This is a genomic window from Corynebacterium sp. NML180780 (genome assembly GCF_007786415.1).
Taxonomy (GTDB): Bacteria; Actinomycetota; Actinomycetes; order Mycobacteriales; family Mycobacteriaceae; genus Corynebacterium; species Corynebacterium gottingense.
Genome location: NZ_VNKN01000001.1, coordinates 201,774 through 215,434, shown reverse-complemented (window position 1 = coordinate 215,434; position 13,661 = coordinate 201,774). Strand labels below are relative to the sequence as shown.

Sequence of the window (13,661 nt, the reverse complement as noted above, 5' to 3'; positions counted from 1 at the left end):
TCGCCGACGTGGCAAGGAAGTCCACGGTTCTCATTAGACCGGGACCACTACTCTCCGACGCGCAGCGACACCGTCCAGCGGGTCGCCCCGCAGCATCGTTTCGCCACGAGGCGCATGTCGGACGCTCCAGCCATCGTCTGCAGCACGCGTGCGATGTGGCTCATACGACCACCCCCTTCTTGCGGAATACCTGACAGGGGTATACTGTTGACTTGTACAGGTACCCGGTAGGGGTACTACAGAGACACAAGGAGGATACATAATGGCTTCGAACAATTACCAGGTGACGGGCATGACCTGCGGGCACTGCGAGATGTCGGTCCGCGAGGAAGTCGGTGAGATCCCCGGCGTCCAGGACATCCAGGTCAGCGCGCAGACCGGCAAGCTTAACGTCACCGCCGAGGGCGAGATTGACGATGCCAAGGTCCTCGCGGCGGTCGAGGAGGCCGGCTACTCGGCGGTGCGTGTCTGATGAAGGCCGGAGGACGGCTTGCGCTCTACGGGGCCGGGCTGGTGGTGGCGTTCGGCGGGGCCTTCGGCCTTGCCGGCGCCGTCATTCCTGACAGCTTCGTAGCAGCATGGGCAGAAGGAAGTGACGTGAACACACACGGTGAAGGACACGGCGGCGCTGCGCAAGAAACTGCGGAGCCCACTCTGAACGGGGTCTCCGCAAGCGCGGACGGCTTCGTACTTTCCCCAGTCCAGGCTCCCACGGCTGCAGGCGAGGATGGAGACCTGAGTTTCCAGATCCTCGACGAGTCCGGCGAAGCGGTGACCGAGTACACTACCGCGCACGAGAAGGACCTGCATCTGATCGCCGTTCGCACCGATGGTACTGGTTTCCAGCACGTGCACCCCGAGCTTGACACGAGCACAGGCACTTGGTCGGTGCCGTGGACCTGGGACGAGGCGGGCACCTACCGCGTGTACGCCGACTTCACACCCGAGGGCGAGGGAGCCGAAGGGATCACCCTGACTCGCGCCGTCGAGGTGGCGGGCGACTTCGCCCCTGTTGAGACCGAGTCACAGACCACCGACGAGGTCGACGGATACACCGTCTCCCTGAATGGCGACCTTACCGCCGGCACCTCAAGCGAGCTCACCATCTCGGTCGAGCGCGACGGTCAGCCGGTGACCACGCTGGAGCCCTACCTGGGCGCGTTTGGCCACCTGGTGGCGCTGCGCGAAGGCGACCTCGCCTACTTGCACGTCCACGCCGAGGGCGACGAGCCCCAGGCCAGGGACACGGCCGGACCCGAGATCGGATTCGCAGCGGAGGCCCCGACCGCCGACCGTTACCTGCTCTACCTGGACTTCCAGGTCGATGGGCAGGTGCACACCGCCGAGTTCGTGATCGACGCCGAGCATGGTGACGGCTCGCAGACAGACGATTCGCATACCGGCGGCCACTGACCCGCAGGGCCTGGCGTCGCACGAGAGATGAAGAGAGAAGGAAGAGGATGAGTACATTAGCGCCCCCCATCGGTGGGCCGGACATCGAGCTGGAGATCGGCGGGATGACCTGCGCCTCCTGTGCGAACCGGATCGAGAAGAAGCTGAACAAGCTCGAGGGCGTCGCGGCCACGGTCAACTACGCCACCGAGAAGGCCAAGGTCACCGTGCCTGCCGGCTACGATCCGGGCCTGCTGGTCGCCGAGGTCGAGAAGACCGGCTACACGGCTGCGCTGCCCAAGCCCAAGGGCACCACGGCGAACACGTCGGAGACCGAGGCCGGGGAGGAGGAAGACACTGAGCTCACCTCGCTGCGCCATCGGCTAGTCGGCGCCATTGTGCTCACGGTTCCCGTGATCGCCATGGCCATGATCCCCGCACTGCAGTTCGTATATTGGCAGTGGGCCTCACTCGCGCTTGCCGCCCCGGTGATCATCTGGGCAGCCTGGCCGTTCCATAAGGCCGCATGGACGAACCTCAAGCACGGTACCGCGACGATGGACACACTCATCTCGATGGGCACCTCGGTCGCACTGCTGTGGTCCGTCTACGCACTATTCTTCGGAACCGCTGGCACACCCGGGATGACGCACCCGTTCGAGTTCACGATCGCTCCCTCGGATGGCGCGGCGAACATCTATCTCGAAGTTGGCGCGGGCGTGACGATGTTCATCCTCGCCGGCCGCTACTTCGAGAAGCGCTCCAAACGCCAGGCCGGGGCCGCGCTGCGCGCCCTCCTGGAGCTCGGCGCGAAGGAAGTCGCCGTGCTCCGCGACGGCGTTGAGGTGAAGATCCCCACCTCTGACCTGCAGGTCGGCGACGAGTTCATCGTTCGTCCGGGTGAGAAGATCGCCACCGACGGCATCGTGGTCTCCGGCTCCTCCGCGGTGGACGCCTCCATGCTCACCGGCGAGTCCGTACCGGTCGAGGTCCGCGAGGGCGACTCGGTCACCGGTGCCACCGTCAACGCGGGCGGCCGCCTTGTCGTGCGGGCGACCCGTGTCGGTTCGGACACGCAGCTTGCGCAGATGGCGAAGCTCGTCGAGGATGCGCAGACTGGCAAGGCCGAGGTGCAGCGTCTGGCTGACACGATCTCCGGCGTGTTCGTGCCGATCGTCATCGTCGTCGCGTTCATCACCCTCGGCGCCTGGCTGGGAGCCGGATTCCCCGTCGCCGCCGCGTTCACCGCAGCGGTCGCCGTGCTCGTTATCGCCTGCCCCTGCGCGCTGGGACTCGCGACTCCGACCGCGCTGCTGGTCGGCACCGGCCGCGGGGCGCAGATGGGCATCCTCATCAAGGGCCCAGAGGTGCTGGAGTCCACCCGCAAGGTCGATACCGTCGTGCTCGACAAGACCGGTACCGTCACCAGCGGCAAGATGACCCTGACAGATGTGATCACCGAATCCGGTGTGGACCGTGCCGAGCTGCTGCGCTTCGCGGGTGCGTTGGAGGACTCCTCGGAGCACCCGATCGCGCAGGCGATCGCCAAGGGCGCCACCCAGGAAGTCGGCCAGTTGCCCACGCCCGAGGACTTCGCCAATGTTGAAGGCAAGGGCGTGCAGGGCATCGTCGAGGGCACCCCGGTCGTCGTCGGACGCGAGTCGCTGCTGGCCGACTGGTCACAGAAGCTCTCTCCGGAGGTCGCACGGGCGAAGGCTCAAGCTGAGGGTGAAGGCAAGACGGTCGTCGCGATCGGCTGGGACGGTGCTGCGCGCGGCATCCTCGTCGTCGCCGACACCGTCAAGCCCACGAGCGCGGAGGCGATCCGCGGGCTCAAGGAGATCGGCCTGACCCCGGTGCTGCTCACCGGTGACAATGAGGCCGTGGCCCGCCAGATCGCCGCCGAGGTCGGCATCGAGGAGGTCATCGCCGAGGTGCTGCCCAAGGACAAGGTCGACGTCGTCACCCGTCTCCAGGGCGAGGGCAAGATCGTCGCGATGGTCGGCGACGGCGTCAACGACGCCCCCGCGCTCGCGCAGGCCGATCTGGGCCTGGCGATGGGCACCGGCACGGACGTCGCGATCGAGGCCTCCGACATCACCCTGGTCCGCGGCGACCTGCGGGCCGCGGTCGACGCGATCCGTCTGTCTCGGAAGACACTTTCGACGATCAAGACCAACCTGTTCTGGGCATTCGCCTATAACACCGCCGCGATCCCAGTCGCAGCGCTGGGCATGCTCAACCCCATGCTCGCAGGCGCGGCGATGGCGTTCTCCAGCGTCTTCGTCGTCGGCAACAGCCTCCGCCTGCGCGGGTTCAAGAGCGTCGCCACGAAGTGACGAACGAGAACCCACCCATCCATACCAATCCGATACAGAACCCACCCATCCATACGAATCCGATACAGAAGGAACACCAGAAAATGAGCAACTGCTGTAGCACGAACGAGACTAACCCCGCCGCCGAGAACGGTGGACGCGAGAACCTGCTCGGCGGGGGCGCCGATGACATGACCACCTGCCCGGTCATGGTCGGCACCCCGGTCAGCAAGAAGACCGCCGAGGCCGCCGGCCTCTACCGCGACTTCAAGGGCGAGCGCTACTACTTCTGCTGCGCCGGCTGCGGCCCCGCATTTGATTCGGACCCCGCCAAATACGCCGCCAACATGGCGTAATCCACCAGCGTGCCGGGGTGCCGCGGCACCGCTGCGGCACCCCGGCACCTGATCGGAGCGAACCGACATGACCACCCCGACCTCAATGACCGAACCTCACATCGACACCTGCCCGGCGGGAGGCGACGGCGATCCGTCCGTCCACGGATACATCAGCGACAAGGCGACCTACCGCAATCGCCTGCGGCGCCTCGAAGGCCAAATCCGCGGCATCGATCGGATGATCGATGAGGACCGCTACTGCATCGACATCTTCACCCAGATCTCCGCAGCCACCAGGGCACTCGAAAACGTCGCCCTCGGACTGCTCGACGATCACCTCAAGCATTGCGTCCTCGACGCCGCCCTCGCCGGTGGACCAGTCAGCGAGCAGAGGCTCGGCGAGGCATCCGAGGCCATCGCCCGTCTCGTTCGCTCCTGACGCCCGCACACCAAATCGATCACGACCTGCAGCCCAGGAGTTTCCCTATGACCACACAACACGTCCTCATCCTCGGTTCAGGAGCAGCCGGAGCCGCAGCCGCCCGCACTCTCGCCACACGTGACGACGTCCGGGTGACGATGGTGACCCGCACCGGGGAGACGCCTTACACGCGAATGCTCATCAAAGGAATCGCGTTCGGCCCGACCCCGCCGGAGATGATCAAGCTCCCGCTACCTCAGATTGAGGTCATCGCCGACACCGTGCTCGATGTCGATACTACGGCGAAGCGGGTCCAACTGACCTCCGGCGCGCAGGTCTCCTACGACGCGCTCATTGTCGCGACAGGGAGCGTGCCCCGCTCTCTGCCCGCGGGTGTACTCGAAGGCGACGACGTCGGACAAGGCCGGGTCACTGCTCTGCACTCCTTGGAAGATGCCATGGGTATCCGCGATCTGCTGACCAGCCTGGCACGGCCGGCGCGAGTGACGATCTATGGCGGCGGAATCATCGCAGCCGAGACCGCTTCGTCGCTGCAAGCCGACGGACACATGGTCATGCTGGTCTCTCGCAGTTCTGTTCCCGGCATCGGAGCGTTTGGGGCGCCGGTGGCTGAGCGCCTCGCCGCTGACCATGCCGCCAAGGTGCAGACTCGATTCGGTCGCACTCTCCAGCATGTCGACGAAACAGAATCCGGTGTTGCCATCACCCTCGACGACGATCAACGCATCGTGGCCGACTTACTCCTCGTTGCGCTCGGCACGACGCCCGCAGCCCCGTCGCCGTGGACGAACGGCATCGACGTCGATGATCGCCTCCGTGCCGCAGCAGACCACGTCTACGCCGCCGGAGGTGTAGCTACGCATCACGACGAAGCACTGGGCGTCTGGCGCATCGACCATTGGGAAGACGCCGCCGCGCAGGGCACGCACGCCGCACAGGCCGCACTGCACGACCTCGACATCAGCGACGATCCGGGCACCTACCTGCCGCGCAGCCCCTACATGGCGCTGGTCTACGGTCAGATGATCTCCGGAGTCGGGTACACCGCTGGTGCAGACGCCCAGGTGGAAGCCGGCGAGGAGTTCATCGTGCGCCACGAGACCGACGGCACCGTCGTCGGCGTCACCGGCATCGACGCGGTCGGCACCGTCTACCAGTGGGGTCAGCAGCTCCACGGCCTGCAGGCATAGACGATGGCGGGCGACTATACGAGGCAGATCCCGCGGCGGGGTTTCGCGCTCGCGATGGCAGCGACCATTCTCATGATGGCGGCTGCCAGCGCGCCGTCGTTGTTCTACCCCCAGATCGCAGAACAGCTCGGACTCGTCCCCGTCGCCACCACACTCGTATTCGCGGTCTACACCTTCACCCTCCTGGCCGCGCTGCTCTACCTCGGACCGCTCTCCGATCACATCGGCCGACGTCCGGTCGTAACCGCCGGTTCCCTGGCGCTGGCACTCAGCCTGGCCATGTTCTGGTTCGCCGACAGCCTCGCGACACTCCTGGTCGCCCGCGCTCTGCAAGGACTCGCAGCGGGTCTGCTCATCCCGGCCCTGTCGGCGATGATGATCGACTTCGAGCCGCCGTCGCATCCGAACATCGCAGCCCTGTGGAACACGATCGGGCCGATGATCGGTCTCGGGACCGGGGCACTCGGTGCTGCGCTGCTCCTCGATCTCACCCCCGAACCGACAGCTGCGGTCTTCGGCCCGCTCGTGCTCGCCTTCCTCACCGTGGCAGCGACGGTGTGGAGCACACCGGAACTGGTCCCCAAGACCCGGATACGACGTGGCGACCTCCGCCCGCGGTTTATGGTGCCACTGCACCTGCGCCGCATGTTCACCGCCGGTGTGCCCGCGATTATCGCCGGGTGGGCGACCAACGGACTCTTCCTCGCGCTCGGAGCCGGCCTCGTCGGCAGTGAGCTCGGGGGCTCCACGCACACCCACGCGGGCATCGTCATCTTCGCACTGGCGATCTCCGGAATCACCGCCTCGTCCGTCCTGCAGCGGCGTTCCGCCCGCACCATCAGCCTGTATGCGACCAGCGCCCTGGCATTCGGCACCGCAGCGAGCATCGTCGCCCTCGCACTCGGTTCCTACCCGGCCTACGTCGTGTCGGTCGCGATCGTCGGTTCCGGGTTCGGCACAGCGTTCCTCGGGGTGCTGCGCACACTCATGCCCCACACGGCATCGTCGGAACGCGCCGCCGTGATGGCTGTGATCTACACGGTCGCCTACCTGGCATTCGGCGTGCCCACCATCGTCGCCGGGTTGCTCGTGCCGGTACTCACCCTGTCAGGAACGATGACAGTCCTCGGTGCGATCATCATCGTCCTCAGCCTTGCAGCCACCGTCCTACGCCTGCGCATTCCTTAGCCGGCCGCAGATCCGGCAGAGACTGACGACTTCTCCGAACTCCCCACCGACTCTCGCCGCCGAACCGCACCCGACCAAGAAGAGCAGCCATGACCTATGCGATCGCGCTTCCCTGCGCGGACGTCAAGGACCGCGCCTGCATCGACGAATGTCCTGTCGACTGCATCTACGAGGGCGAACGCTCGCTCTACATCCATCCCGACGAATGCGTTGACTGCGGAGCCTGCGAACCGGTTTGTCCCGTCGAGGCCATCTACTACGAAGACGACCTGCCCGACGAATGGTCTGACTACTACAAGGCCAACGTCGAGTTCTTCGACGAATTTGGTTCTCCCGGTGGAGCCGCGAAGATCGGACCGGCGGGCTTCGACCATCCCCTCATCGCCGCATTGCCCATCCAACATGAGCAGTCCCTCTGAGAAGGACAATTCGATCGATTCACGCCGGTACAACGCGCAATCCTTGACTAGTACCCCTGGGGGGTATAGGGTAGGTGTCATGATGAAAGGAGCTGACATGCAGAGGAGACTGCGAGCAGGGCTGGCAGCAGGAGTGCTCGGAGTGACACTCGTGCTCGCCGGTTGCAGCAGCGGAGCAGACGAAGACCAGCAGACCGACCCTTCGGCTACTGAGGAGCAGGGCCACGGCGGCGACAATGCAGAAAGCGGAGATGAGGAAATGGATCACTCGATGGAGCACCCGATGGACGGCGGACCGGCACCCGAGGGTATCGCCGAAGCCAGTGACCCCACATACCCGGTCGGCACAGAGGTACAGCTCACGGCCGACCACATGGAAGGCATGGACGGTGCGACAGCGACGATCTCCGGCGCATTCGACACGTACACGTACTCCGTGAACTACACTAACGCAGGTGGCGGCGACCCCGTCACGGACCACAAGTGGGTCGTGCAGGAAGAAATCGAGGATGCCGGCGACGAGCGCCTGACCGATGGCACAGCGGTGACGCTGCTCGCCAAGCACATGGAGGGCATGGAGGGCGCGAGGGCCACCATCGCTTCGTCCACCGATGAGACGGTCTACATGGTCGACTACGAGACGGACGGCATGAAGATGACGAACCACAAGTGGGTCGTCGAGAGCGAGATCCAACCAGCGCCCTGAGCCGACGTTCGCTTGCCCGGCGACCGGGTGAGCGGCATGGCTCGATGACGAAGGAGAAGAACGATGACGGACCCGAACTCACACCAGCACCACGGTCACGGAACCGATGCACCCGCTCACGGCGAGCATCACCACGGGTCTGTGTCCGCACACGCCTCGGCGGAGGCGCACGGCACGCACGAGGGCCAGCACACTGGACACCAGGGCCACGCCATGAACCACGGGCAGCACTCAGACCACACGGGCCTCGATGAGAACGGTGTCCACGGAGATCACAGCGGCCATGGCGGCCACGGGGACCACGTTGGCCAGTTCCGCCGGCTGTTTTGGATCAACCTCGTCATCGCCATCCCCGCGGTCACCCTCTCGCCGATGTTCTCCATGCTGCTGGGCTACGAGGTCCCCGGCTGGGCGGGCTGGGTCGCCGCGGTACTGGGCACCGTCATGTACGTCTGGGGCGGCAGGCCCTTCCTCACCGGCGCCGTCAGCGAGTTGAAGTCCCGCAAGCCCGGGATGATGCTGCTCATCGCTCTGGCGATCACGGTGGCCTTCTTCGCCTCCTGGGCCGCGACCCTCGGGCTTGTCCATCACGAGCTGGAGTTCTGGTGGGAGCTGGCGCTGCTGATCGTGATCATGCTGCTGGGCCACTGGATCGAGATGCGCTCCCTGGCCCAGACCACCTCGGCGCTCGACTCGTTGGCTGCACTGCTGCCCGACGAGGCCGAGCGCGTCGAGGGCGAGAACGTCGTTAAGGTGGCCCCAGCCGACCTCGTTGTGGGTGACGTCGTGATCGTGCGCCCCGGCGGCAGCGTTCCGGCCGACGGCACCATCGTCGACGGCCGCGCCGACATGGACGAGTCCATGATCACCGGCGAGTCCCGCCCGGTCTCTCGGGGCGAGGGCGAGACAGCTACCGCCGGCACCGTCGCCACCGACTCCGGCCTGCGGGTGAAAATCACCGCCACCGGCGACGACACCGCCCTGGCCGGGATCAACCGGCTCGTCACCGAGGCCCAGAACTCCTCCTCCCGCGCCCAGCGGATCGCCGACAAGGCCGCGGCCTGGCTGTTCTGGTTCGCTCTCGGCGCGGCGCTGGTCACCGCTGTCGTCTGGACGCTCATCGGCATGCCCGACGAGGCCGTGGTCCGTACCATCACCGTACTCGTCATCGCCTGCCCCCACGCCCTCGGCCTGGCGATCCCGCTCGTGGTCTCCATCGCCACCGAGCGCGCCGCCCGCGGCGGCGTGCTGGTCAAGGACCGCCTCGCCCTGGAGTCGATGCGGCAGGTCGACGCAGTGCTCTTCGACAAGACCGGCACACTGACCAAGGGCGAGCCCACCGTCACCGGCGTCGAACCGACCGGCGACCTCGACGCCGACCAGGTCCTCGCCCTCGCGGCCTCGGCCGAGGCCGACAGCGAGCACCCGCTCGCCAAGGCCATCGTCGCCGCCGCCAAGGACAAGGGCCTCGCCCTTCAGCAGGCCAGCGGCTTCTCATCCTCGCCCGCCGTCGGAGTCACCGCGACTGTCGCCGGCCAGGAGGTCCGCGTCGGCGGCCCCCGGCTGCTTGAGGAGACCGGCCAGCACGAGGTCGGCACAGCCGAGGAATGGCGTTCTGAGGGCGCGATCATCCTGCACGTCCTCCGCGACGGCCAGGTGGTCGGCGGCCTCAAGCTCGCCGACGAGATCCGCCCCGAATCCCGCAACGCCGTCGACGCCCTCCACGCCCTGAGCGTCGAGGTCGTCATGATCACCGGCGACGCCGAGGCCGTGGCGAACGAGGTCGGACGGGAGCTCGGCATCGACCGCGTCTTCGCCGGCGTCCGCCCCGAGGACAAGTCCGCCAAGGTCGCCCAACTGCAGCACGAGGGCAAGAAGGTCGCCATGGTCGGCGACGGCGTCAACGACGCCCCGGCACTGGCCCAGGCCGACGTCGGCATCGCGATCGGCGCCGGCACCGATGTCGCCATCGCCTCGGCCGGGGTGATCCTGGCCAGCTCCGACCCCCGGTCGGTGCTCTCCATCATCCAGCTCTCACGACGCGCATACGGTAAGATGAAGCAGAACCTGTGGTGGGCCGCCGGATACAACCTCATCTCCGTGCCGCTTGCGGCCGGCATCCTGGCACCGGTGGGATTCGTCCTGCCAATGTCGATCGGCGCGATCCTGATGTCGGCCTCCACCGTGGTCGTCGCGCTCAACGCCCAACTCCTGCGGCGCATCGACCTCACACCCGAAGCCAGCACGCGTTCCGTCCTGGAACGCCAGAAGTAAGGACATGCCCATGTCTGTCGACACCGATTCTCATCAGCACGGATACATCAACGACAAGGAGCGCTACCTCGGCCGTATGAAGCGCATTGAGGGTCAAGCCCGAGGGATCGCGAAGATGATCGATGAAGAGAAATACTGCATCGACATCCTCACCCAGGTATCCGCCCTGACCCGCGCCCTCCAGGGGGTCGCGACCGGTCTACTCGACGATCATCTCAAGCACTGTGTGCTCGACGCAGCGAAGCTCAGCGACGAGGCGGCCGTCGAGAAGATACAGGAAGCCACCGACGCCATCAACCGACTCGTCCGCTCCTAATCCCGGACCCCGAGGCCGCGTTCCAGGACACGGCGGGAAGCCCTCACGACGCCCTCCACGCCTGATCCTCACCGACACGCCGTCCGCCCGCGATGCGCCCACTTTCGCTCAACGGGCCAGGCGAGCCGGCGCCCACGGCGTGCGCTTGCAGGCCGCGGCCGGGCTGCTGCGCATGAGTGCGGTGTACCAACGCCCCGTGGTCCGCTCGACCGCACCCCTACGATCCTCGTCCTTCGCACGCTCCATTCCGACCCCGAGCTGCAGTGCGACGTCACCGTCGAAACCCTGACCGCGACCGTCGACCCCCTGTCCCTCGAACTGCCGGAGACCTCGCTGGCACCCGCTTGGACCAGCGTCGAACCCCCACAACACGGGTGGAGATACATTGCGGACGTGTCCAGTCTGACGCTGATGCGTAGCGTCCGTGCCGGCATCGAGGCCGTGGCCCAAGCACTTCCCGACAAACCCGGCGACGATGTCGCCCGCAAGATCCGGGGCATGGTCTGGGGCACCCCGGACACAGCCCTCGCGTCGCTGCCACAAGGCGTCGCGTTCGCCGCCTACGTCTTCGGGTTCCTCAGCTCCGAAGGAGAGGCCGCGATCTCCACCGCCGGCCGCTGGACGCGGTTGACCCTTCCGACTGGACACGTACTCCTGCGCGGACCCGTCGTCTCTGGCCTCACCTCAATCCGCCGCACCCGGCCACGCGTCTCCGAGTCCTTCAAACCAATCGGATAATACTTGATACCCCATAGGGGTAAAGGGTAGGATTGGTGACTATGAGAGAGGCTGAACACGCGCACGCCACGTATGACACACCGCACCTGGATGCGGCCGGGATCGTGAGTCGGCAGCAACGCGAGTCCGGCGACTTCTACCTATTGACCGGTGTACATGCCGGGCATCAGCAGCAGGAACGCATCCCTGCGGGTTCAACCTCGAACTCGCGACCAAACTGACTAAGGAGGCATTATGCCCCGTTTTTCCCGATTGACCCCTGAGACCGCAGTGGGGAGCTCACGAGACTTGCTCGGCGATCTCGTCGAGCGGCACGGCGAGGTCGGAGACATGGTCTCGACGATGGCGCATTCCCCGGCGGTGCTCGGCGGTTATCTCCAGCTGAGCAAAGCCATGCGTCGCGCCAAGCTCGACCGCAAGGTCAGCGAGCTCGTTTCGATCGCCGTGCAGTCGCAGCAAGGATGCGGAATGTGCCTGGCCTCGCACATCAGCGCGGCACGATCACTCGGGGTCAGCGATAACGAGATCGCACTCGCCCAGCAGGGTACGGCGATGACCGGCCCGGTCGCGGCGATGATCGCGCTCGGCCTCCAGGTCTACCGTGAGCCTGCGTCGATCACCGACGAGCAGATCGACGAGCTTCGGGGGTTCGGGTACAGCGACCGTGAGATCTCTGATGTCGTCGGGGTCGTGTCGCTGAACATTCTCACCGGCGCCTTCAACCTGGTTGCCGGCCTCACGCCGGGCGACTGATCTTGCCGGCGACTTGGCGCCTTGGCCGAGAGGATAGGCAGCGGTCTGCAAAACCTTGTACACGGGTTCGAGTCCCGTAGGCACCTCCACTTTCCGCCGAATCCAATAAGGCACGCGTCGCAGGAAGCGGGCAGTCCACCCTCGGGCGCGCCGGAACCTCTGAGCTTCATTTCGCATCGAGCGACAGATCACACTCGACAATATCGTCATAGAGCGATATAATCGCTATATGACTATGAATCAACAAGAGGGGGCAACCCTCGACGAGGTGGCGACAGCAGCGTACGCCCACCTGTTCCAGGCATTTGCAGAACCGACGAGGTTGGCGATCGTGCAGCACCTCGCCTCGGGCGAGCACCGGGTCCGCGATCTGGTCGAGCACATGGGCCTGGCCCAGTCCACGGTAAGCAAACATGTCGGCTTTCTCGTTGAGTGCGGCCTGGCGACGATGCGCCCGGAAGGGCGCTCCACCTGGTACTCGCTGACACAGCCCGAACTCCTGCGTACCCTCGTCGCCGCTGCCGAATGCCTCCTCGATGCCACCGGCACGCAGGCCCTGCTCTGCACGCACCTGCGACTCCCACATACCCACCACGCGACAGATACGGAGAAGAAGTAGACATGGGCGCAGGACACAATCACGGCCCCGCAGCCAGCGAGACCGGGCACCCTGGAGATTTCCGCAAGAAACTCTGGATCGCATTCTCGATCACCGCGACGATCGTCGTCGCCCAGGCCATCGGCTCGGTCATCACCGGCAGCCTCGCACTGCTAACCGACACCGCCCATGCCATCACCGATGCCGTCGGCCTACTGGTCGCACTGATCGCCGGGACGCTGATGCTCAAGCCCGCCAACTCCAAGCGCACCTGGGGGTTCCGACGTATCGAGGTGATCGCAGCCCTCGGACAGTCGGCACTGCTGCTGGTGGTGGGCACGTACGCCGCCATCGAAGGAATCCGGCGACTGTTCGAGCCGCCGGAGGTGCCCGCAAGCGAACTGCTGATCTTCGGCATCATCGGCCTGGTCGCGAACATCATCGCCATCACCATCCTCGCCTCCAGCCGCGGTTCGAACTTCAACATGCGTGCCGCGTTCCTCGAAGTCCTCAACGACGCCCTCGGCTCACTCGGAGTGATCATCGCGGCGATCGTGATCTCCACGACCGGGTTCATGCAGGCCGACGCCATCGCCGGACTGTTCATCGCCACCCTGATCGTGCCTCGCGCGTTCAAGCTGATGCGCGAGACCACCGGCGTCCTCATGGAGTTCACTCCTAAGGGCCTCGACCTCGACAAAGTCCGCTCACACATCCTCGAACTCGACCACGTCCAGGATGTTCATGATCTGCACGCCTCCACTGTGGCGACCGGCCTACCGACCCTGACCGCCCACGTCGTCGTCGACGACGAATGCTTCACCGACGGTCATGCCGCCCAGATGCTCCAAGAGATCAAAGACTGCGTCGCAGGACACTTCGAGGTCTCCGTCCATCACGCAACCTTCCAGATCGAGACCGAGCACATTGCCGAACATGAACCGGAAGTCAGCAAGCACGACTGAACGCAGCGCCCCCTCCCGGGCTCG

At 65.7% G+C, this 13,661-nt stretch carries 15 protein-coding genes and 1 tRNA gene; all 16 read left to right on the top strand.

The genetic code is table 11. The features are described from left to right. Positions 1 to 262: 262 nt before the first annotated feature. The 16 genes from FPP74_RS01100 to FPP74_RS01025 all read left to right on the top strand — a co-directional run bounded on the left by FPP74_RS01100 (position 263) and on the right by FPP74_RS01025 (position 13,637). On the top strand, positions 263 to 472 hold the full coding sequence (locus tag FPP74_RS01100; RefSeq protein WP_070478508.1) for a heavy-metal-associated domain-containing protein: 210 nt from the start codon (positions 263 to 265) through the stop codon (positions 470 to 472). Then, positions 472 to 1,413, top strand: coding sequence for a hypothetical protein (locus FPP74_RS01095; RefSeq protein ID WP_070478510.1), 942 nt, complete (start codon positions 472 to 474; stop codon positions 1,411 to 1,413). Before FPP74_RS01100 ends, FPP74_RS01095 begins: the two co-directional genes overlap by 1 nt. 47 nt (positions 1,414 to 1,460) lie before the next feature. Then, entirely contained in the window at positions 1,461 to 3,731 is a 2,271-nt protein-coding gene (locus tag FPP74_RS01090; protein ID WP_070478511.1) for a cation-translocating P-type ATPase, read from the top strand. Positions 3,732 to 3,814: 83 nt separating this feature from the next. Continuing rightward, positions 3,815 to 4,066 carry a YHS domain-containing protein gene (locus FPP74_RS01085; protein ID WP_070478513.1) on the top strand — a complete coding sequence of 84 codons (252 nt, stop codon included), beginning with the start codon at positions 3,815 to 3,817 and terminating at the stop codon, positions 4,064 to 4,066. 85 nt (positions 4,067 to 4,151) lie between these two features. Further along, positions 4,152 to 4,487 (top strand): metal-sensitive transcriptional regulator, encoded by a 336-nt coding sequence (locus tag FPP74_RS01080; protein WP_070478537.1) that lies wholly within the window; start codon positions 4,152 to 4,154, stop codon positions 4,485 to 4,487. Positions 4,488 to 4,534: 47 nt separating this feature from the next. Then, the gene (locus tag FPP74_RS01075) at positions 4,535 to 5,680 is read left to right on the top strand and encodes an FAD-dependent oxidoreductase (protein WP_070478515.1); all 1,146 of its coding nucleotides are present in this window, start codon (positions 4,535 to 4,537) and stop codon (positions 5,678 to 5,680) included. 54 nt (positions 5,681 to 5,734) lie between these two features. After that, positions 5,735 to 6,868, top strand: coding sequence for an MFS transporter (locus FPP74_RS01070; protein ID WP_255456025.1), 1,134 nt, complete (start codon positions 5,735 to 5,737; stop codon positions 6,866 to 6,868). A gap of 89 nt (positions 6,869 to 6,957) precedes the next feature. Beyond that, positions 6,958 to 7,287: a ferredoxin gene (gene fdxA / locus FPP74_RS01065; RefSeq protein WP_070478519.1), complete on the top strand. Its 330-nt coding sequence runs from the start codon at positions 6,958 to 6,960 to the stop codon at positions 7,285 to 7,287. Between the two features lie 97 nt (positions 7,288 to 7,384). After that, entirely contained in the window at positions 7,385 to 7,993 is a 609-nt protein-coding gene (locus FPP74_RS01060) for a YdhK family protein (RefSeq protein WP_070478521.1), read from the top strand. A gap of 213 nt (positions 7,994 to 8,206) precedes the next feature. Further along, positions 8,207 to 10,267 carry a heavy metal translocating P-type ATPase gene (locus FPP74_RS01055; protein WP_200818376.1) on the top strand — a complete coding sequence of 687 codons (2,061 nt, stop codon included), beginning with the start codon at positions 8,207 to 8,209 and terminating at the stop codon, positions 10,265 to 10,267. A gap of 10 nt (positions 10,268 to 10,277) precedes the next feature. Further along, positions 10,278 to 10,583 (top strand): metal-sensitive transcriptional regulator, encoded by a 306-nt coding sequence (locus tag FPP74_RS01050; protein WP_070478524.1) that lies wholly within the window; start codon positions 10,278 to 10,280, stop codon positions 10,581 to 10,583. Positions 10,584 to 10,976: 393 nt separating this feature from the next. Continuing rightward, positions 10,977 to 11,321 (top strand): hypothetical protein, encoded by a 345-nt coding sequence (locus FPP74_RS01045; protein ID WP_099299415.1) that lies wholly within the window; start codon positions 10,977 to 10,979, stop codon positions 11,319 to 11,321. A 234-nt stretch (positions 11,322 to 11,555) separates the two neighbouring features. Further along, positions 11,556 to 12,074, top strand: a complete 519-nt coding sequence (locus FPP74_RS01040; protein WP_070478526.1) for a carboxymuconolactone decarboxylase family protein — start codon at positions 11,556 to 11,558, stop codon at positions 12,072 to 12,074. A 15-nt stretch (positions 12,075 to 12,089) separates the two neighbouring features. Then, positions 12,090 to 12,163 (top strand) — tRNA-Cys (locus tag FPP74_RS01035). Positions 12,164 to 12,309: 146 nt separating this feature from the next. Continuing rightward, entirely contained in the window at positions 12,310 to 12,693 is a 384-nt protein-coding gene (locus tag FPP74_RS01030; protein ID WP_228008270.1) for a helix-turn-helix transcriptional regulator, read from the top strand. A gap of 2 nt (positions 12,694 to 12,695) precedes the next feature. Beyond that, the gene (locus FPP74_RS01025; protein ID WP_070478530.1) at positions 12,696 to 13,637 is read left to right on the top strand and encodes a cation diffusion facilitator family transporter; all 942 of its coding nucleotides are present in this window, start codon (positions 12,696 to 12,698) and stop codon (positions 13,635 to 13,637) included. Positions 13,638 to 13,661 lie beyond the last annotated feature (24 nt).

Bases quoted from the DNA above. Each gene is read 5' to 3' on its own strand.
- FPP74_RS01050 (WP_070478524.1), top strand. From the start codon at position 10,278: ATGTCTGTCGACACCGATTCTCATCAGCACGGATACATCAACGACAAG.
- FPP74_RS01095 (WP_070478510.1), top strand. From the start codon at position 472: ATGAAGGCCGGAGGACGGCTTGCGCTCTACGGGGCCGGGCTGGTGGTG.
- fdxA (WP_070478519.1), top strand. From the start codon at position 6,958: ATGACCTATGCGATCGCGCTTCCCTGCGCGGACGTCAAGGACCGCGCC.
- FPP74_RS01090 (WP_070478511.1), top strand. From the start codon at position 1,461: ATGAGTACATTAGCGCCCCCCATCGGTGGGCCGGACATCGAGCTGGAG.
- FPP74_RS01040 (WP_070478526.1), top strand. From the start codon at position 11,556: ATGCCCCGTTTTTCCCGATTGACCCCTGAGACCGCAGTGGGGAGCTCA.
- FPP74_RS01100 (WP_070478508.1), top strand. From the start codon at position 263: ATGGCTTCGAACAATTACCAGGTGACGGGCATGACCTGCGGGCACTGC.
- FPP74_RS01060 (WP_070478521.1), top strand. From the start codon at position 7,385: ATGCAGAGGAGACTGCGAGCAGGGCTGGCAGCAGGAGTGCTCGGAGTG.
- FPP74_RS01070 (WP_255456025.1), top strand. From the start codon at position 5,735: ATGGCAGCGACCATTCTCATGATGGCGGCTGCCAGCGCGCCGTCGTTG.
- FPP74_RS01080 (WP_070478537.1), top strand. From the start codon at position 4,152: ATGACCGAACCTCACATCGACACCTGCCCGGCGGGAGGCGACGGCGAT.
- FPP74_RS01025 (WP_070478530.1), top strand. From the start codon at position 12,696: ATGGGCGCAGGACACAATCACGGCCCCGCAGCCAGCGAGACCGGGCAC.
- FPP74_RS01085 (WP_070478513.1), top strand. From the start codon at position 3,815: ATGAGCAACTGCTGTAGCACGAACGAGACTAACCCCGCCGCCGAGAAC.
- FPP74_RS01030 (WP_228008270.1), top strand. From the start codon at position 12,310: ATGAATCAACAAGAGGGGGCAACCCTCGACGAGGTGGCGACAGCAGCG.
- FPP74_RS01075 (WP_070478515.1), top strand. From the start codon at position 4,535: ATGACCACACAACACGTCCTCATCCTCGGTTCAGGAGCAGCCGGAGCC.
- FPP74_RS01055 (WP_200818376.1), top strand. From the start codon at position 8,207: ATGAACCACGGGCAGCACTCAGACCACACGGGCCTCGATGAGAACGGT.